18 protein-coding genes and 1 other RNA gene are annotated in these 17820 nt (G+C 53.7%); 5 read left to right on the top strand and 14 right to left on the bottom strand.

From position 1 onward, the window contains the following. Nucleotides 1–6: 6 nt before the first annotated feature. The 4 genes from AC1Z3F_RS03160 to crcB are packed head-to-tail and all read left to right on the top strand — an operon-like array spanning nucleotide 7 to nucleotide 2274. Nucleotides 7–810: an inositol monophosphatase family protein gene (locus AC1Z3F_RS03160; protein ID WP_262198027.1), complete on the top strand. Its 804-nt coding sequence runs from the start codon at nucleotides 7–9 to the stop codon at nucleotides 808–810. Beyond that, nucleotides 810–1445 carry a metal-dependent transcriptional regulator gene (locus AC1Z3F_RS03155; RefSeq protein ID WP_483566550.1) on the top strand — a complete coding sequence of 212 codons (636 nt, stop codon included), beginning with the start codon at nucleotides 810–812 and terminating at the stop codon, nucleotides 1443–1445. Before AC1Z3F_RS03160 ends, AC1Z3F_RS03155 begins: the two co-directional genes overlap by 1 nt. Nucleotides 1446–1451: 6 nt before the next feature. After that, complete coding sequence (locus tag AC1Z3F_RS03150) at nucleotides 1452–1889, top strand: fluoride efflux transporter FluC (RefSeq protein ID WP_483566549.1); 438 nt, start codon at nucleotides 1452–1454, stop codon at nucleotides 1887–1889. A 1-nt stretch (nucleotide 1890) separates the two neighbouring features. Then, nucleotides 1891–2274: a fluoride efflux transporter CrcB gene (crcB, locus tag AC1Z3F_RS03145; RefSeq protein ID WP_315973696.1), complete on the top strand. Its 384-nt coding sequence runs from the start codon at nucleotides 1891–1893 to the stop codon at nucleotides 2272–2274. Between the two features lie 51 nt (nucleotides 2275–2325). On the opposite strand, the gene AC1Z3F_RS03140 is transcribed toward crcB, so the two are convergent. The 13 genes from AC1Z3F_RS03140 to AC1Z3F_RS03080 form a co-directional block, all read right to left on the bottom strand. Beyond that, nucleotides 2326–2799, bottom strand: a complete 474-nt coding sequence (locus AC1Z3F_RS03140) for a DUF2568 domain-containing protein (RefSeq protein WP_483566548.1) — start codon at nucleotides 2797–2799, stop codon at nucleotides 2326–2328. Nucleotides 2800–3029: 230 nt separating this feature from the next. After that, nucleotides 3030–3399: a transfer-messenger RNA gene (gene ssrA / locus AC1Z3F_RS03135) on the bottom strand. 119 nt (nucleotides 3400–3518) lie between these two features. After that, nucleotides 3519–3992, bottom strand: a complete 474-nt coding sequence (gene smpB / locus AC1Z3F_RS03130) for an SsrA-binding protein SmpB (RefSeq protein WP_131087828.1) — start codon at nucleotides 3990–3992, stop codon at nucleotides 3519–3521. Nucleotides 3993–4046: 54 nt separating this feature from the next. Continuing rightward, complete coding sequence (locus AC1Z3F_RS03125; protein ID WP_131087827.1) at nucleotides 4047–5480, bottom strand: M23 family metallopeptidase; 1434 nt, start codon at nucleotides 5478–5480, stop codon at nucleotides 4047–4049. Nucleotides 5481–5535: 55 nt separating this feature from the next. Then, complete coding sequence (gene ftsX, locus AC1Z3F_RS03120; RefSeq protein WP_262198033.1) at nucleotides 5536–6450, bottom strand: permease-like cell division protein FtsX; 915 nt, start codon at nucleotides 6448–6450, stop codon at nucleotides 5536–5538. After that, nucleotides 6447–7244, bottom strand: coding sequence for a cell division ATP-binding protein FtsE (ftsE, locus tag AC1Z3F_RS03115; protein WP_131087825.1), 798 nt, complete (start codon nucleotides 7242–7244; stop codon nucleotides 6447–6449). Before ftsE ends, ftsX begins: the two co-directional genes overlap by 4 nt. 280 nt (nucleotides 7245–7524) lie before the next feature. Continuing rightward, on the bottom strand, nucleotides 7525–8640 hold the full coding sequence (prfB, locus tag AC1Z3F_RS03110) for a peptide chain release factor 2 (protein WP_131087824.1): 1116 nt from the start codon (nucleotides 8638–8640) through the stop codon (nucleotides 7525–7527). Nucleotides 8641–9135: 495 nt separating this feature from the next. After that, entirely contained in the window at nucleotides 9136–9582 is a 447-nt protein-coding gene (locus AC1Z3F_RS03105; protein ID WP_262198034.1) for a TadE/TadG family type IV pilus assembly protein, read from the bottom strand. After that, complete coding sequence (locus AC1Z3F_RS03100; RefSeq protein ID WP_262198035.1) at nucleotides 9575–9958, bottom strand: TadE family protein; 384 nt, start codon at nucleotides 9956–9958, stop codon at nucleotides 9575–9577. Before AC1Z3F_RS03100 ends, AC1Z3F_RS03105 begins: the two co-directional genes overlap by 8 nt. A 45-nt stretch (nucleotides 9959–10003) precedes the next feature. After that, nucleotides 10004–10237, bottom strand: coding sequence for a hypothetical protein (locus AC1Z3F_RS03095; RefSeq protein WP_262198036.1), 234 nt, complete (start codon nucleotides 10235–10237; stop codon nucleotides 10004–10006). A 62-nt stretch (nucleotides 10238–10299) separates the two neighbouring features. Continuing rightward, nucleotides 10300–11241, bottom strand: coding sequence for a type II secretion system F family protein (locus AC1Z3F_RS03090; RefSeq protein ID WP_262198037.1), 942 nt, complete (start codon nucleotides 11239–11241; stop codon nucleotides 10300–10302). Continuing rightward, complete coding sequence (locus tag AC1Z3F_RS03085) at nucleotides 11238–12089, bottom strand: type II secretion system F family protein (RefSeq protein ID WP_262199750.1); 852 nt, start codon at nucleotides 12087–12089, stop codon at nucleotides 11238–11240. The genes AC1Z3F_RS03090 and AC1Z3F_RS03085 overlap by 4 nt, the downstream gene beginning before the upstream one ends. Beyond that, entirely contained in the window at nucleotides 12089–13312 is a 1224-nt protein-coding gene (locus tag AC1Z3F_RS03080; RefSeq protein WP_262198038.1) for a TadA family conjugal transfer-associated ATPase, read from the bottom strand. Before AC1Z3F_RS03080 ends, AC1Z3F_RS03085 begins: the two co-directional genes overlap by 1 nt. A gap of 784 nt (nucleotides 13313–14096) precedes the next feature. On the opposite strand from AC1Z3F_RS03080, the gene AC1Z3F_RS03075 reads away from it, so the two are divergent. Further along, complete coding sequence (locus AC1Z3F_RS03075) at nucleotides 14097–17246, top strand: FtsK/SpoIIIE domain-containing protein (protein ID WP_483566547.1); 3150 nt, start codon at nucleotides 14097–14099, stop codon at nucleotides 17244–17246. A gap of 9 nt (nucleotides 17247–17255) precedes the next feature. On the opposite strand, the gene AC1Z3F_RS03070 is transcribed toward AC1Z3F_RS03075, so the two are convergent. Next, complete coding sequence (locus AC1Z3F_RS03070; RefSeq protein WP_131087814.1) at nucleotides 17256–17669, bottom strand: hypothetical protein; 414 nt, start codon at nucleotides 17667–17669, stop codon at nucleotides 17256–17258. Nucleotides 17670–17820 lie beyond the last annotated feature (151 nt).

Raw genomic sequence — 17820 nt, 5'->3', positions numbered from 1 at the left:
AACACCATGGCAGAATTTACCTTGCAAGAAGATCTTGAATTTGCGCTGGCTTTGGCCGATAAGGTTGATGCGCTCACCCTGGCCCGCTATGGATCCAATGACTTGGTGGTCGAATCCAAGCCGGATATGACCCCGGTCTCTGATGCAGACCGTGGCGCAGAGCAGTTGATCTTGAACGAACTTGCTGCCCACCGCCCGGATGATTCGGTACTGGGCGAAGAATTTGGTGTGCACGGTACCGGTTCACGACGCTGGGTGATCGACCCGATCGACGGCACCAAGAACTTTGTGCGTCGCGTGCCTGTCTGGGCTACGTTGATCGCTCTGTTGATCGATGACGAGCCAGTGCTTGGTGTCATTTCTGCCCCAGCGTTGAGCCGTCGCTGGCACGCCGCCACCGGTTTGGGCGCCTACGTCACTGAACCGGGCACCAGCGTGGGCTCCACCGCCACCCGGGCCATTTCGGTCTCCTCGGTGACCGATTTGACCGATTCATCGCTGGCCTACGCCTCGCTGAGTGGTTGGAAGGAAGCCGGAAAGCTTGATGGTTTCCTCGACCTGTTGGACACCGCTTGGCGTACCCGCGGTTACGGAGATTTTTACTCCTACGCGTTACTGGCCGAAGGCGCCGTGGACGCGGCTTTTGAGCCCGAGCTTGAACTCTACGATATGGCCGCACTGGTCCCCGTGGTTCGTGAAGCCGGTGGTCGCTTCACCTCGGTAGCTGGAGAAGAAGGTTGCCATGGAGGCAACGCGCTGGCCAGCAACGGCAAGCTGCACGAGGCGATCCTGCCATATCTAAACCGCTAATGAGCACCCCACACCCCACCGGGTCGCTGACCACCAGCGAAGAGGACTATCTCAAAGCGCTCTACACCCTGACCGAGTGGGACGACTCCGAAGTAAGCACCGGGGTCCTGGCCGATCAGCTGGGCCTGTCCCCTGCATCGGTGACGTCAATGATCCAAAAGCTTGCGGGTAAAAGTCTGGTCCATCACGTCCCACGCAAATCTGTTTCGCTCAGTGATAGTGGCAGGCGCGAAGCACTGCGGATGGTCAGACGTCATCGGCTATTGGAAACCTTTTTGCGTGATGAATTAGGTTATGGCTGGGACGAGGTCCACGACGAGGCCGAGGCGTTGGAGCATACGGTCAGCGACCGATTTATTACCGCCCTGGACGCGCGCCTTGGCCACCCTCGCCGTGACCCACACGGGGACGCGATCCCTGCTGCCGATGGCACCCTGCCCGTCTCTAAAGCGATCAGGCTTGACCGTTTTGCCGGCAAAGAAGCCATCATCGATCGGATCAGCGACGAAGATCCCGAGTTTTTGCGACGCGCAGCCGCCCAGGGGCTGGTACCCGGGGCCAGAATCAAACTCCCACACCAGTTGGACTACATCGAGGCCTCACTTATTTGGGTCCATGCTGGCGCAGGGGTGTGAACCAAGATGAGTACTAACTCCGGGGCACACATCCCAAAATTTCGCAGGGTCGACTTAGCCTTGGTCTTTGTTGGCGGAACGCTGGGCACAGCCAGCCGACTGGCCCTGAGCCTGCTTCAGCCCCAAGGACTCAACCTTCCTGTGATGGTACTGCTGGTCAACGTCGTTGGCGCGTTCGCCTTGGGTTGGTTACTCACTTCCCTCTCGGCTCGCGGACCAGAAACGTCAGCACGCCGCAGAATTCGTTTGCTTGTTGGCGCCGGCTTCATGGGAGGCTTCACCACCTACAGTGCCTTGGCAACCGACTCCATGCTGCTCACCAACGACGGATCGGTGCTACTAGGCCTAGGTTACGGGCTGGGGACAGTTCTCGTCGGAGCGCTGGCCACATGGTGCGGCATGCTGGTGGGAACCAAACGTCGCACCTCGGCGAAGGGGAACTGAGATGGCCATAACCCCTACCCTATTTCTCACCATCGCTCTGTGCGGTGGTTTGGGCGCGGTACTTCGCTTTACTGTTGATACCTTACTCACCGCACGCTTCGGCTCACGAATGCCTTGGGGAACCATCGTTATCAACCTCTCCGGCTCCTTCGTACTGGGTTTTCTCACAGGCCTACTGACGCATTCCTTGTTGCCTGAGCCCTGGCTTCTCGCCGTGGGAACTGGATTGCTTGGCGGCTATACGACTTTCTCCACAGCAAGTTTTGACACCCTGAGATTGCTTCGAGAGGGCCGGACGGTCGCCAGTTTGGCCAATGCCTTCGGTACGCTTTTCGGCGCAATCCTCGCTGCTTATCTGGGCTTCCTGCTAGCTACTTTGTTCTAAGAGACAAGAAAACCCCAGCCGTTGGCTGGGGTTTTCTTGTAGGAAAAACTTTTATCGTGCAGCTCGCCGGCCTTTGGGAGCGCCTGAGCTTTCGGCTTGAGGAAGTGGTTGGGGCTGCTTTGGCGTTCGGTCGTGCGGCACGGCGTAACCGCCGGTGGCAACGACAAGAATCGCGCTGATGCCGGTCAAGGCGAGCATGGCAATGGCCCAGATTTGTGACTGTTCATAGAACGAGTGATCAACGCTGAGCCACAACGTATAAGCTCCACCGATGTAGATCAGGTGAATCAAAAGCATGCGCGTTCGTAGCCTGAACTTGACCACGGCTTTCGGGGAAAAGAAGATTCCCCAGAGGATCAGAAGCGGGATAACCACTACCAAGATCGCCGGAATGGTGGGCCATGGGATGAAGGCGATGGCGGCCAATGCTGCTGCGAAAAGCAAACCGACTTCGAGCAGAAAAGCGACGACTGCATAGATTGCTGAAAGGACAGGCGACACCCGTTGGGAACTGTTTTTACCCATCGATTCTTCTCTCACTCCAATTCTGCAAAGTCCACCGCATGAAATTCTTCGGCTTTCATCTCAAGTCTATGTGTAAAACCTCCAAGCCGCGAATGGACTCGCAATTTTTGCACAGTGTTTAGTCAAGGCTCGCGAGTGTTATCCGAGCGGACTCCCCCAATGCGCGACAGGTTCAGCACAAACGAAAAAGCTCCGGAACCAAGCGGTTAGCCTGATTCCGGAGCTTAGATACGTGGAGATGGGGAGAATTGAACTCCCGTCCGATGTGGTGTTGCCAGGTCTTCTCCGGGCGCAGTTTGCTGCGGATTTTCTCTGCCCCAACCATCACGCAAACATGTGGTTGATCCAGGCACAGTTACCTAAATATGTACCCAACAGCGGTAACGGCCGCTGGATACAGTGGCTATCTAAATGACGTTAGGATCAGAGGCGATAGCAAACCTCTGGCTAACGGACTGTCTGGCTGCTTAGGCAGCGAGAGCGAAGTCAGTGCGCTTTGATTCGGCACTTATTGTTTTGCAAAGAGCGTTTACGAGATAACTTTGCATCCTCGGCCCGCTTCATCTGTCGCGACTCACACCGTCGAAACCGATCATCCCCGTATTTTGTTGTCAGTCCCAGTTTCCCAGGTACAACCACGCCCAAGAGCGTATTTTTCAATCATAGCGCATTGCCTTGAGCTAACCCAACGCAAGATACGCCACAATCTAGTCTTTAAGCTAGCCGCGATTACGCTCACGCATGGCGCGTAGTGCCTCGCGATTGTCTTGCTGCTCACGCAAGGTCTGGCGCTTGTCGTACTCGCGCTTACCGCGTGCAACACCGATTTCGATTTTCGCTCGGCCCGACTTGAAGTAGAGACTCAATGGAACGATGGTGAGACCAGCTTCGCCAACCTTTCGCTCAATTTTCACTAATTCTTGACGGTGCAACAAGAGCTTACGACGTCGGCGTGCAGCATGATTGGTCCACGATCCGTTGAGGTACTCAGGGATGTAGACGTTCTCGATATAAAGCTCATCACGGTAGAACTGTCCGAAGCCGTCAATTAGCGAGGCTTTACCTTCGCGTAGTGACTTTACTTCGGTGCCACTGAGCACCATGCCAGCTTCAAAAGTGTCGAGGATTTCATAATCGTGGCGTGCCTTGCGATTACTCGCAATCACCCGATCTTCTTGATTCTTCTTAGCCACGTTACTCCTTGCATGTCGTGGGCGGACTCCCGCGCACAGATTACAAGTCTAGCGCTAGAGAAGTCCCAATGGGTTCACGGCATTGCCGTTTACGATTGTTTCAAAGTGCAGATGGCAGCCAGTCGAGTTGCCAGTAGTGCCGACATAACCGATTACGTCGCCCTGCTTCACGTGTTGCCCGACGCTTACAGCAACGCGCGACATGTGGTGGTAACCGGTAGCAAGGGCCTTGCCCTTGACGACGCCGTGGGAAATGATGACCTTGTTGCCAGCAGTTCCGCCCCAACCAGCGGTCCAAACTTCGCCGTCAGCCGCAGCGGTAATCGGTGCACCGCATTGTCCGCCAAAGCCCCAGTCAATTCCGGCGTGAACGTATCCACCCTGTCCACCGTAATCAATCGTTCCGGCAGGAGTCGGACGCCATCCGAAGGTTGAGGTCAGGTTATTACTTGGTGTCGGCTTAACCAATCCCCAAGCACTTGAACCCGCTGACTTGCTAACCGTAGGTTCGGAAACTGGCGCAGGAACGAAAGCTTTCTTTTTGTAAGCTTTCTTCTTTGCTGCCGCTTCCTCAGCTAGACGCTTTTGCTCTGCTTCGTAGGCAGCCTTGCGCTTTGCTTCAGCTTCAGCAGCTTTACGCTTACGTTCGGCTTCCTCACGCAACAAACGCTCCTGGCGTTCCTTGATATCGGACTTAACCTGAGCGTACTCTTTTTGCTGTGCCGCTAGCTTGGCCTGAATCTGTGGTTTCTTCGCTTCGAGCTCAGCGCCCAACTTCTCGGTGCTGGCGACCAAAGCATCAAGCTCATTCTTCGCGTTTTGGGCCTGGTTTCGAGCGGTCTGCTCTTGCGCCAAGGCTTCTTCCGCCTGCGATTTGAGCGAGGAGATTTCCTTCTCGACAGCGCTCAAGCGAAGCTTGTTGTTTTCGTTATTGGCCTGCTCTTGCGCAAGATCGTTATAAGTGTTGCTCTGCGATTCCATGGCACGGTTCGCCAAGTCTAGGCCGTCGGCCATCTGCTGGGTCGAATCCATGTTGAGGATCATGTCCAGTCCGCTGGAAACGCCACCGCGCTTATAAGCTTCGGAAGCGATGGAAGCCATGGCGGCTTTCGCTTCGGAGATCTTTTTGGCGTTCTTCTCGATCTCGGCAGTTACCTGATCACGAGTCGACTGAGCAGCGATCAATCGATCATTCAGATCAGCGACAGCGGATTGGGCATTAGCGACACGGCTTTGCGCGTCGGCCAATGCCTGTTCAGCGGCAGGTACTTGAGCCTGCTGATCACGTAGCTTCTTGTCGGTTGCCTGGATATCGGAATCCAAGAATTCCATGTCCTCTTCCAGGTTGTTGATATTTCCTTCAACCTGGGTCTTCTTATCATCAAGATCATCAGCGACAACTAGGCCTGCTGGCAACGTTAAAGCGAGAGCCATTGCCCCACCGAGGGTGGCGCGCAAGAACTTACTTCGCACTGCGTTGGACAGCATGTGGCTCCTTCGAGAAAGATGTCGTGCTACGGGTCTACCGACGATGAGGGGTCGATTAAACCTTCAGGTAACGCTTCAACGTTACCACTGATGAAATTGTGGCCAAAACGATACCAATAATCAAGAGGCCAGGCGCAACTAGCCAAACTTCATTGGTAGAGATGAATGCAACGCCGACGTTTTCACTGGCAAGTTTGTCTTCGACAAGGAACTTGAGTAGGAGCCATAGCGTGCCTGATGCCAGCACACCACCAATCAGTGATGCGATAACACCTTCGATAATGAACGGTAACTGAATGGTTGCTTTCGAGGCACCGACCAAACGCATGATCGTGGTTTCCAGCCGCCTGTGCATTGCAGAGAGTTGGATGGTGGTACCGGTCAACAACACGGCACAAACAATCATCACGATTGCAACGACTGCTGCAGCAGCAGAAGCCACGCGGACCAGTTGGAATACCTTTTCCAAAAGTTCACGCTGATCCACTACAGAGTCAACGCCATCAACGGTCGACAATGCTTCGTTGATAACTGGGTACTTCTCCGGATCAACCAGTGCGACTCGGTACGACTCAGGCAACTGCTCTGGAGTGATCTGGTCGACGAGCGAGGAGTTCTTGTACTGATCCAAGAAGTTCTTGTATGCCTGGTCTTTCGACTCGTAGGCATATTCCTTGATGTACGGCGCTAGCTGCTCAGACTTGAGAACTTTTTCAATGTTCTGACGCTGGGCGTCGGTGACTTCTTTGCCAGCACAGTTTGTTGAAGAGCTGGAGTCGTCACAGAGGTAAACAGCTACCTCCATGCGGTCGTACCAGTAGCCCTTCATCTGGTTGATCTGGAGCTGCAAAAGAGCTGAGGCGCCGACGAAGGTCAACGACACAAAAGTCACCAGCACTACGGAAACGACCATGACAACGTTCTGGCGAAGGCCCTTGGCCGCTTCGCGAAGAATAAATCCTAGTTTCACTGGTCCTCGTCCTTCTGGTCCTCAGTAAACTGCGAATCTTCATCATGCTCAACAGCGGAATCGCCCACGAGCAGCTCACGCGAGCCGTCTTGGTTCACCACTGTGGTCATTGGCATGTACTGGCCGTCAATCTCATCACGGATAACTTGACCGCGCTGGAGTTCGATCACACGATGACGGTATTCACTAACAAGTTCGTGTGCGTGGGTCGCCATCAAAACGGTTGTACCGTTTTGATTGATGCGGTTGAGCACGTTCATAACCTCAACGCTATTTTTGCGATCGAGGTTACCGGTAGGCTCATCCGCCAAAAGAATTGATGGCCTATTGACGATGGCACGCGCTATGCCCACGCGTTGCTGCTCACCGCCGGAAAGTTCAGTTGGCTTACGACGAGCCTTGTCTTCAAGGCCGACAAGCTTCAGCGCGTCTGGCACGCGCTCTCGAATCTGAGCACGCGAGGCACCAATGACCTCCATGGCGAATGCGACGTTGTCAAAAACCGTACGCTCGCGCAAGAGTCGGAAGTCCTGGAACACGAAGCCGATATCGCGACGCAGCTTTGGCACGCGATGACTCGGGATACGGTTCAGGTTCTGTCCGGCCACGTACACAGCACCATCAGTGGAACGCTTTTCGCGTAGCACCAAGCTGAGGAACGTCGACTTTCCGGAACCGGATTCACCAACAAGGAAGGCGAATTCGCCACGGTCAATCTCGATGTTTATGTCATCCAAAGCAACGTTCTGCTGCTTTGGCTCGTAAACCATCGAGACATTTTCGAATTTAATCATGTCTTCAATCGCTAGTTTTCGTCGGGGCGCGACCCACGAATACCAATCTCGAGATCAAACGTCAATAGATGCGCCAGTATTCCAAACACTATCGGTGCAGGCGCTAGAACACGCCTAAATCCTAGGCGTGTTGCCAGATTCATCCAATAAGCACAGCCTCCAGAAATGGCTGAAGACCAACGTGACTTGAACGGTTTTACTTGTAGTCAGTTGCCTTGGTGATGATACTTACACAGTTTGTGACAAGTTTGCCCAGCTCGATTGGTATTCGCATGATCTGCTACTTCCTCGGACGGCGCTGGCCTGCGCGCCATCGAATTCCTGCGTCAATAAAGTCATCGATTTCGCCGTCAAACACAGCTTGAGTATTTCCAACTTCGTGCTCTGTACGCAGATCCTTAACCATCTGGTAAGGATTGAGTACGTAGGAACGCATCTGGTCACCCCACGATGCCTTCACATCTCCGGCGAATTCCTTCTTCTGTGCATTTTCTTGCTCTTTTTTCAATAGCAGAAGTCGGGACTGCAGGACGCGTAGCGCAGCGGCTCGGTTCTGAATCTGCGACTTTTCGTTCTGCATCGAAACTACGACACCCGTTGGAATGTGAGTCATTCGCACGGCAGAGTCGGTGGTATTCACGCTCTGTCCACCAGGGCCCGACGAACGGAAGACGTCGACTCGAATTTCCGACTCTGGAATTTCAATCGTGTCAGTCTGCTCAATCAACGGCACAACTTCCACGGCCGCAAACGACGTTTGGCGGCGGCCTTGGTTATCGAACGGTGAGATTCTGACAAGCCTGTGAGTGCCGGCTTCTACTGACAACGTTCCAAAAGCGTATGGCTCGTCGATTTCGAAAGTCGCAGATTTAAGTCCAGCTTCTTCGGCGTAGGAAGTATCCATGACTGTTGCCTTGAAGCCACGTTTCTCAGCCCAACGCAGGTACATGCGCATCAGCATCTCGGCAAAATCGGCTGCGTCCACGCCGCCAGCGCCGGAGCGAATCGTCACCACTGCCCCGCGAGAATCAAATTCTCCGCTGAGCAAAGTCACGATTTCTAACTCATCGAGAGCCTTATGGATGCTGACAAGTTCTCTGTCCGCCTCTTGAATGGTCTCTTCGTCGGCTTCGAGCTCCGCCAGTTCTACCAAAACTTCTAGATCATCAATACGAGTCCTGATCTTGGTCAATCGTTCAAGTTCAGACTGGCGATATGAAAGTTTACTGGTAACGATTTGCGCGGCAGCGGGGTCATCCCAAAGATCGGGAGCTCCGGCTTCCTCGGAGAGCGTCACGATGTCAGCTTTAATCTGATCAACATCGCTCACGTCTTCAATCGACGAGAAAGTTGAGCGCAGTGTGCGGATTTCTGCAGAGAAGTCAGTTTTTGCCATGGTCATCTAAGACTACGTCATTTCGCTTCCGATTCCTGAGCCCACGGTCATCTGCTAAGTACGGTCTGAGCCGTTGAATTCACTGAAATCGGCACACCCTCGGGCACGATCCACCCCACCATCGGTGGTTGAACTGAACCTGAAAGTTCTAGTGTGGCGCCTTGCCCATCGGGACGGATTTGGACGGATCTGATCTGAAGATTGTCAACGCGACCGCTGGCACCTACATCGCTAAGATACTGAGCCACAGCTTGCTGTACGCGTTGCTGGCTGAGCTGTATCCGCGGGTTCGGTCCATCAGCCACAAACTCAAATTCGTCGACCGAAGCAACGACGGCACCATCAGCAATCGACAGGAGTTGTCGAGCTTTCAGTTGTACAGCGCTAACCGCCAAAACCACCGAAATCGTCAGCAGCGTGATGGCACATAGACCAATAGCAAGGACTAGCGACTGCCCATCTTCCCTCGTGAAATAGGCTCGGAACCGTCTGATGTTACCCAAATCGATCAACTCGCTGGGACGCTGAGGAATCAACGGAGAACGCCGAAGCATCAAATATCTCCGAGACGAAGGGCAAAGGTACATCCAGCTCTACGGTCACCGTAACGACGCTTCCAGGACTCAGACAGGTGGAATCGCACGATATGGATGTCTTTGCCGATGAATATCCGAAATTGTTCATGGCCCGATTTACTGCTTCGTGCGCTTGGGCACGTGCCTGCACCGGAGTCTCGGCAACGGCAAAAACCTTGGCCGCTTGATCTGCTGCGCCAACCACGGCGTAGCTTCCAGCCTGCAGCTGGCTCGCCGCAAGAATGAGATAGATCATCGGAATCAGCAGCACGGTCGCTGCGAAAATGAACTCGACAATTGCACTTCCGCCCTCATCACGAGCCATTTGGCGCAAGGCAGCGATTGAGGATCTCAGATTTTTAGCCATATCGCACGGCCTCACCCTGAACATGTAGGTCCCAACCATTCGGAAGAAGACCAATCAGTGGCACGCGCGTATCTACTGACACGGTAATCACCTGATTTTTCCCAACATTGGCCGAGCTGACGCCCACATTGTCTGCAAACCCGCCATGCAGGCTTTCAGTGATCAGGAGTTGGGCACGGCCTCGTGCATCCGCTTCAGATCGGTTTGCGAGAGCCCCATAGTGAGCGCCATTGGCCGCAGCATCAATCAAGGTATTGCGCACGTGCAGGACCAGAGCGAGTTGAATCAAGGTCATCGCGATCAGCACAAGCAGAGTAGTAATCATGACAAATTCTGCGACTGCCGACCCGCGAGTTTCCTCGCGTAGCAATTGCATAGTTGGTCGCTTGCTACATCTTCCTGGCTGTCGCATCTAGTTCGACTATCCCAAACCAGATACCCGGTCTATGGCCTGATTGAAGAGATCTTGTAATCGAGGTCCGGCTATCGCCAGCAAAGCGGCAACCAGGACGGCGGACATCAAGGTGATCATTACCCATCCAGGCACATCTCCCCTGCTGTCTTTCAACTTGGGCATGAGCTTGTCCCACACCGATTGTGCCCGGGCGGTTGCCCCAAGGACCAAACGAACCATCAATTCTTGAATAGTGAACATGACGTACCTTTCGACTGATTCTGAAACTTTGCTGTCTTACTTTTCTGTCTTTTTCGATTGGCTCAATAGCTCATCTCCAATAGCGCTAGCCCCGGGAAAACGGCGAAGACTATGGTCAGCGGCAGTATTCCGAAGACCACGGGCGCGAGCATAAGGATTTCTCGTTTACCCGCGACTTCCATCAGTTCTCGCTTCGAAGCATCGCGAACATCTTGTGCTTGGTCTCGCAGGACCTGCGCGATAGGTGTGCCTCGTTCAGTTGCAACAACAATGGCATCGACAAACCTGGCGATGGTTCCTACCTGCATTCGATCTGACATCTTTTGCATCGCTTGAATCATGGGCGTTCCGGCGTGAATGTCGTTGAGGGTCTTAACAAATTCGTCGCCGATGACGCCGTGACAAATTCGCGAGATTCGCTCGATAGCTCCGGTCGTTGATTCTCCTGCGCCTACGGTCAGCGCGAGTACTTCGGCGACCGTCGGAAATTGGGTGAGTATCTTGCGGGCACGGCGGTGAATCTGTTCACCGAGCCACCATCCCCGTAGCCCGTAACCCAAAAGGCCACAACCGATGACAACCAAGACTGCGAATATCAAAGACAAGTGGTACTGCATTGAAGCAAGACCAGTGAGCACAGACCCCACCGCCAGTCCGGACAAAGCACAAACAATTTCTTGGGATCGATAGTCCACGACGCTGATTTCGAGTCCGGCTGCATCCAATCTTTTCCTCAGAATGTCACTTGAAGGACTGTGCCGACTGGCAAACTTCTTGATTTGAACGAGCAAGGGCGACGCGAGCTGCCCCAAGGTCGAATGGCCCGAGTCAGAGTGCCATGAATCTTCAAGCATTCGTGCGCTTCTGACTCCCACCCGCACGTGCGGGGCAATGCGTTCAGCAAAGGCCATTTTTCTCCAGCCAGGCAGATTCAATATGATGATCCAAATTCCTAAGCCCAGTCCAAGGCCGCATAGCGCAGCCCACGATACATAGGTGTTCATGACAGCACTCGTTCTTCAGTGGGCAATGCGCCAAGTCGAAGCATGACCCGGTAGCAAACCACTGAAATTCCCACGCCCATGCTCAAGACGATTACTCCGCCAGCAGTCATATAGGCTTCTTTAGCTGCCTCTTGGGTACCAAGCACCAACAAGAGAATCCATGGAGCGGCCACTGCTAATCTTGCTGCTGAGACAATCCAAGACTGGCGAGCAGCCAATTCGCCTCGGGTTCGCACATCGTCTCTCAGGAACGCCGACAGCGTTGAGAGCGTATGTCCAAGATCAGTGCCGCCAACTTCGCGGGTGATCCGTAGCGTCGTAAGAATCTTGTCTGCAACGGGATCGGCCAGTCGCTCCCCCAGCTGTTCCAAGGCAACTGCGAAATTAGCCGTCGCCCTGTAGTCCAAAGCAAAGTCTCCGAATAGTGGTCTCAAGATTTGCGGACCAACTGTAGCCAGCTGGCTCAGAGCTTCAGGCAAAGACAAGCCAGCACGAATCGCGCTCCTTAGGTGGTCAACCACTTCAGGCCACTGTTCCTGTAGCGCTGCTTGGCGTTTTGCGGCTTGGTGGCGTAGATAAACCCACGGTGCAAAGAGACCAAATCCAAAGAACACCACGGCAAAAAGAAGTGTTCCAGTTAGTCCCAAAGTCAGTACGCCGAAGCCGAGACCGCACCCCAAGCAGATAAGTACAAATCTGGAGGGTGCAACGTTTGTCATTCCGGCCTGGAGCAGAGCTGCCTTGATGACCGACTTTCGTTTTGGTGCACGAACCCACGGAGCAAAAAACAGCCAATCCACCAGGATAGCTATACCGAGGCCTCCTAAGAGAGCGAAGAAAAGAACCATCATTGGACTGCCATCAATTCGGCAACGTTGATACCGGCGAGATCAAACTTTTCGTGTTCCCAGTCAGCCCCGCGTGAGGTACAGAGGGCTTCTCCGTGACGTTCAAACAGCGTCGATGATTCGATCTGTCCGTCTTCAACTCGATTGCGAATGCTGAGGATCTCGTTGACGTATCGGTGTCCGCTTGGGCTTCGAACACAATGAACTACCAAATCGATACACGCAGCAACGGTCTTGATTGTGAAGTCGCTCGTTATATTGGGACCTGCGAGTAATGGCAACGTACAAATCTTGGTGATCGCATCGCGTGCCGAGTTGGCGTGCAGGGTGCACAGACCGGAGATGCCAGAGTTCAGTGCGATAAGCATGTCGAGTGATTCAGCTTCACGGACCTCACCAACGATGATTCGGTCCGGCCTCATTCGAAGAGCTTCCTTGACCAGCCGGCGCATGGTGATCTCGCCTGTTCCCTCGAGGTTGGCAAGCCTCGTTTGCATGGCAACCACATCGCGCAGGGAAAGATTTAATTCAAAAATTTCCTCAATCGTGATGATCCGTTCTCGCGGACCAATCGAAGAAGCCAGACAGTTAAGCATGGTGGTCTTGCCTGCTTGGGTTGGCCCGGTGACGATCACGTTGAGTCCGGCGCCTATGGCGGTTGATAGGAACAGCGCCGCCTGTGAACTCATGGAATCCAATTCAACAAGATCTTCAAGCTTCCCGGCGCGGGCAATGAATTTTCGTATATTCACTGCCCAGTGTTCGTGAGTAATGTCTGGGATAACTACGTGGAGGCGTGACCCGTCGGGCAACTGACAATCGACAAATGGTTGCGACAAGTCCAGCCGGCGACCGGATGACTTAAGCATGCGTTCAACCAAGGCCGCAATTTCAGCGGACTCCATTCGTATGTGAGTTAGTTGGCTTTGGCCACCACGAGCGCAAAATACTTGGTGAGGAGCATTGATCCAGATTTCTTCAACCGTCGGATCATCCAAAAGTGGTTGCAAAGCACCAAAGCCAGCAACGTTGTCAAAGACCGCTTGTCGAGCCGAGTCGAGTGAATTCAACGACGGAACTGCACCTAGGAGAGCCCGCTCGTCGTAATCGCGAATTACTTCCTCGATCAATGACTTGATCACCGTCGGCTGTTTCGCCGGGTCCAATCCCCGCCGCCGAACCAGCTCTCGGACTTCGTCCTCAACGATCGACAATGCTTCCACGACTTACTCCTGCTGTTTTTCCTGTCATAGGATCCCGAAGTCGGGGACCACCGGCGAGCGCCTCGTCGGTGCAGCAATCATCTACGTATGAAAAGGGATGCTATAGGCACATTCGCCTGCTTTCAAGAGTTTTTTTGAATGTGGATAACCTTGAACCCCGCCGAAATCCAATGTCCACAGGCAGTAATTTATTTATCCGAGCAGGTTGAATAGCAGGTTCTTATGGTTCCAAGAGTCCGACTGAATCTGATCTGGAGACCTCATGGCCAGGTACGAACTTCTGCTGATATCTCGGAATTTCCAACGTCCTCGGCAGTTTGAGCTGAACATGTCTGGACGGTTATCAGGAGAGCAACTTGCTTCATTGCTACTGTCCGCATTCCCCGGACAGCGCTGGTACTGCGACACCCGTCCGCTTGAATCCGTAGGGGTTTGTCAGTCGAATCAACGTCTCGTTCTCAGCGACTTGCCACATGCTCTCCCCGAGCATGTTGGAAATGGCGCATCAACCAAGTTGTACGTAGTGCATGGGCGTGATGCCGGCGCGTGGGTCCCGCTGACTCACGGTGACCATATTCTGGGACGCTCTGCTCCCTTGTGGTTAGAAGACCCTTTGCTTTCTCGCTCCCACGCAGTGCTCACTGTGTCGGCACGACGGTTGCGACTCGTTGCCTCCGCTGGGCAGAAGATTTTTTGTGCGGACGGAAGCAGCTGCGAATCCTTGGACCTGGGCATAGGTTCGACGTTTCGTTTAGGAAATACGTTCTTCGCCATAGGTGACCCCGTGAGCGCTGAATCTAAGAAACCTGTTTCGTCCAGCGAACTTGAGGTCAAGGTTCCGGCAAAGCCTGAAGCTTCGCGGCTCGTCACCGTAGTCCTTGCGGCCTTCGTTCCGCTTTTGACCGGTGTCCTGTTGGCAGTCTTGATGCATTCAATGCTGTTTCTGATCATCAGCGGTGTCTCAGCCTTGATGGCGGTGGCTCCTGCTAGTCAGGTTATTTCCGAACGACGTCGTTGGAAACAGACAATGCGCGTTCAACGAGCGCTCGCGGTGCAGGCGCGTTCTCAGTACGCGGCTGCGCTTGGACAGAGCCTTCTGGCAGGCCTTGACGGGGCAGCTTTGGGGATCGCACCGACGCAGCTACCGCCCATCGTCTGGGGTGAAGGTCTCTGGTACCCACAAAGCACCGAAAAATCGACCCCCAGAAAACATCGAAAATTCAGGTTGAAACTGACGAGGCCAAAAACAGATGCGCCTTGTCATGGCCCCGTGTTTGCTGCCCCGCTACCGGGGGTATGGCAAATAGTCGCTAAACAGGATGCTGCTTCAGCTGAGGTCCTAGCCAACATAGTTTCGCGATTTCTGCCGATGATCTATGCAGGTTTGTTGAGGCTGGTCATCGATCCCAGCATCTGTTGTTTGCCCGCGTCATTGTTGCTCATTACAAATGTCCGCATTTCAACACTCGCAGAGCCGGTTGACCGCCTGTCATCTGTGCACGAATCCTCTGAACTAACAACTCTATATTTGACTGCCAAACCGCCCGTCGCGCTTCCCGATACCTTGGTTATTAGTCTGGGCCCAGTGCTCTCTGAGCAAGCCAATCATTGGATCGCGCCTGATCCTTTGACGTCCTGCTTGCCTGATTCACGTTTTGTGTTGCAACGATTGCACCGTCTGAGCTTGTCGAGATTAGATCGCCTGGTACAACAGTTTGTTGGTCTGCGCTCTTCTACAAATCCGTCAGTCCTATCTCCCATTCAGTCCTCGGCCACTGGTTTTGGAGCCAGCATCGGACTCAGCGAGGCGGAACAAGAAGTAAACCTTGATTTGGATGCTGATGGACCACACATGTTGATTTGCGGCACGACAGGTTCGGGTAAATCAGAAGCTTTGCGTCGAGTTATCTCCGACCTTGCACATCAGTACTCCCCTGAGCGCTTAGGCCTCGTACTGATTGACTTTAAGGGTGGCGCAGGACTTGGCGTCTATGAGCACTTACCTCATGTGCAGCTCTTTGCCAGCGACTTGGATGAAGCCGGGGCTCAGCGAACTGTGGAACAGCTCGAACATGAAGTGCAGCGACGCGAAAAGATCTTGGCCGATAGCGGATGCAGCGATCTCGCAGAATTTCAGAGCCTCGATTCGATGCCACAGGCACTACCAAAGCTATTGATAGTTATCGACGAATTTCGAGTGTTCGTAGAAACCTTGCCACTGGCTGGTCCAAAAATCGACAGGCTGGCCGCAGTCGGAAGGGCTCTGGGCATTCACCTATTGCTCAGTACGCAACGACCCGCGGGTACATTGACCGGACAGACCCGAGCGAACATAAACACCGTCGTCGCCTTGCGAGTGAACGATCCGAGTGAATCCGTTGAGCTTATCGGTACCACTGCAGCAACAAAATTGGACCGTCCGGGCCTGGCGATAATCAAAAGCTCCTCGCGCGCGACTCAGTCATTTCAATTTCATTTGGCTGTTGAACCAGCACTAGAGGGTGAACTTTTTGAACGTGACCGCCACACTATGCGCCTCGCTCCGGTCTGCACGTTCAATAGAACAAAAGGTCCTGAGGATGCTGATCCTTTACGAACCCATGTATCAGCTTTGATGGACCGCTGGACTGACAGTCCTAAGCCCCCGTCTGGTTTTGCCCCAGCTCTTCCAATGCCGCTGGAACACCTGTCGATGCCTTCGACTTGGCCGGGCGCTCTAGAAGGTAGCTTGTACTGTGGCATCAGGGACAACTTGCACGGTGGCACCCTAGACCCGTTGGCTCTGGGCAGTGAGCAGAAAAGATCGCTTCTGATGTGTGGACTTCCTGAGTCCGGGGCGAAACAAGTCCTTAGTTCCTTGTCGTCATTGCATCGCAAGGTCCTGTGTTTTGGACCCTCACCGATTGAAGGCAGCGATCAGACCAGTAGCCTCAGAGTAGTTACGGGGCAGGATCCCTATCTCTTCTTTGATGCCTTAGATTTTCTGGAATCATCGCCAAAAGATCCAGGACTGACAATCATTATTCATTCCGTCGCGCAGCTTCAGTCTGAGCTGCATCCTCAACATTTTCAGCGACTTGATGATGCGCTCGGTGCGTTACTTCGTCACAGCAGTGAGGACTCACCTCTGATTGTTTGCTCTGTAGATCGAGACCAGAATTCGTTGAAGTCCACCGGACTATTCACGACGCAATGGTATTTTCCTTTGAACGCAACGGACTCACTAAAGATGATGTGGCCCAAGCTCCCTGCTTGTTCGGGCTTACCGGGTCGTGGGGTCGAGATTACGTCGGGGCATCCACCTCAGGTTTTTCAAATCACCGACTTCGCTACGGACGACGTTGGACACCAGCGCTGGGACACCCCAGGGCCTCGCCAAGAAGATCATGAACCAGCACATGTTGATCATTCGAACCTGCTTGGCTATCTACCGTTTGGTGGAGAATCCGCACTGCTGCCTGTACAGCAGAGATTGATCATGATTTGTCCCAATGACGACGAACGCCTAACGATGTCTCAGGTTCTTGCCCACCGTTGGGGAGCGGTCCATGCTTCTGGTCTGGACGACATCGTTGCTTTCGCAGACGAGCGCGAAGCTTCAATCGAGACTGGGCAAGATTTACTTTGTGCGTGTCTGGCAACGAGTGCTGATCCTCGTCTTGCTCCGACCCTAGAAAAATTACGACGGATCGGGGTCAGAACGGTGCTGTTCGTCCCGCCCAGTACTCGTCTGACCTACGACCTAGGTATTTCGTCGCTCAGCATTGACGATCGAGAACTTATCGTCGTCGAGTCCGAACATTCACAAGATATGCAGCCCTCAACGTGGCCACCGCTTCATCACCGCAAGGACCCAACTGCTGGCGACTATTGGCGCGCGATCATCTCTCGCAATGGCCAACCTAGATTGATCCACATACCTCGTGCCGGTTAGACCAAGTACTTAGCGCGTAGGCCGGTCGCCCAGAAACACAGTCGTCTTTGGAGCAAAGAGCATAACGATGCAGACTCCGGCGATCACCATAGACAGCACAGCAGCGAGCTTCACCAAAAGAATGTCTGTGCTGAGGAATGAGATCGAAAGGATCAACTGGAACAACTGCCACACGATAATCGGTGCACGAGTAAACGCTTTGCCCTTGTAAAAATTGATCGCCACCGACCCTTGCCAGATCGCCACCAACAGGCACAAGATCAACATGAAGATCTGCCCGCCGATGTTCACAGTCCCGCCGGCTGAAAGATTAGCCAGATAGCTGACGGCATAGACCAGTACTGCGAGGGCTTCTATCATCACCATCGTCGCGACGACAATAGCGCTAACAGGGCGGGGTATGTTACGTTCTTCGAGGCTCACGTCAATAATCTTCGTTGACCTTTGACTGGAACTCAAACTGTGTTTATTTGCCACGATGTTGTCGACGTCACGCCAGATAGACCTAGCGGACTTCATGGCCAAATGCCATGTGAGAAAGCACTCAGGCATTCAGCAACATTTCGCTATCGTG

This window comes from Glutamicibacter sp. MOO4, assembly GCF_056934395.1.
This window is presented reverse-complemented; position numbering and strand designations above follow the sequence as displayed.

Excerpts from the sequence above, each read along its gene's own strand:
- AC1Z3F_RS03160 (WP_262198027.1), top strand. The coding sequence starts at position 7 with ATGGCAGAATTTACCTTGCAAGAAGATCTTGAATTTGCGCTGGCTTTG.
- AC1Z3F_RS03155 (WP_483566550.1), top strand. The coding sequence starts at position 810 with ATGAGCACCCCACACCCCACCGGGTCGCTGACCACCAGCGAAGAGGAC.
- AC1Z3F_RS03150 (WP_483566549.1), top strand. The coding sequence starts at position 1,452 with ATGAGTACTAACTCCGGGGCACACATCCCAAAATTTCGCAGGGTCGAC.
- crcB (WP_315973696.1), top strand. The coding sequence starts at position 1,891 with ATGGCCATAACCCCTACCCTATTTCTCACCATCGCTCTGTGCGGTGGT.
- AC1Z3F_RS03140 (WP_483566548.1), bottom strand. The coding sequence starts at position 2,799 with ATGGGTAAAAACAGTTCCCAACGGGTGTCGCCTGTCCTTTCAGCAATC.
- AC1Z3F_RS03125 (WP_131087827.1), bottom strand. The coding sequence starts at position 5,480 with ATGCTGTCCAACGCAGTGCGAAGTAAGTTCTTGCGCGCCACCCTCGGT.
- ftsE (WP_131087825.1), bottom strand. The coding sequence starts at position 7,244 with ATGATTAAATTCGAAAATGTCTCGATGGTTTACGAGCCAAAGCAGCAG.
- prfB (WP_131087824.1), bottom strand. The coding sequence starts at position 8,640 with ATGGCAAAAACTGACTTCTCTGCAGAAATCCGCACACTGCGCTCAACT.
- AC1Z3F_RS03105 (WP_262198034.1), bottom strand. The coding sequence starts at position 9,582 with ATGGCTAAAAATCTGAGATCCTCAATCGCTGCCTTGCGCCAAATGGCT.
- AC1Z3F_RS03100 (WP_262198035.1), bottom strand. The coding sequence starts at position 9,958 with ATGCAATTGCTACGCGAGGAAACTCGCGGGTCGGCAGTCGCAGAATTT.
- AC1Z3F_RS03095 (WP_262198036.1), bottom strand. The coding sequence starts at position 10,237 with ATGTTCACTATTCAAGAATTGATGGTTCGTTTGGTCCTTGGGGCAACC.
- AC1Z3F_RS03090 (WP_262198037.1), bottom strand. The coding sequence starts at position 11,241 with ATGAACACCTATGTATCGTGGGCTGCGCTATGCGGCCTTGGACTGGGC.
- AC1Z3F_RS03085 (WP_262199750.1), bottom strand. The coding sequence starts at position 12,089 with ATGGTTCTTTTCTTCGCTCTCTTAGGAGGCCTCGGTATAGCTATCCTG.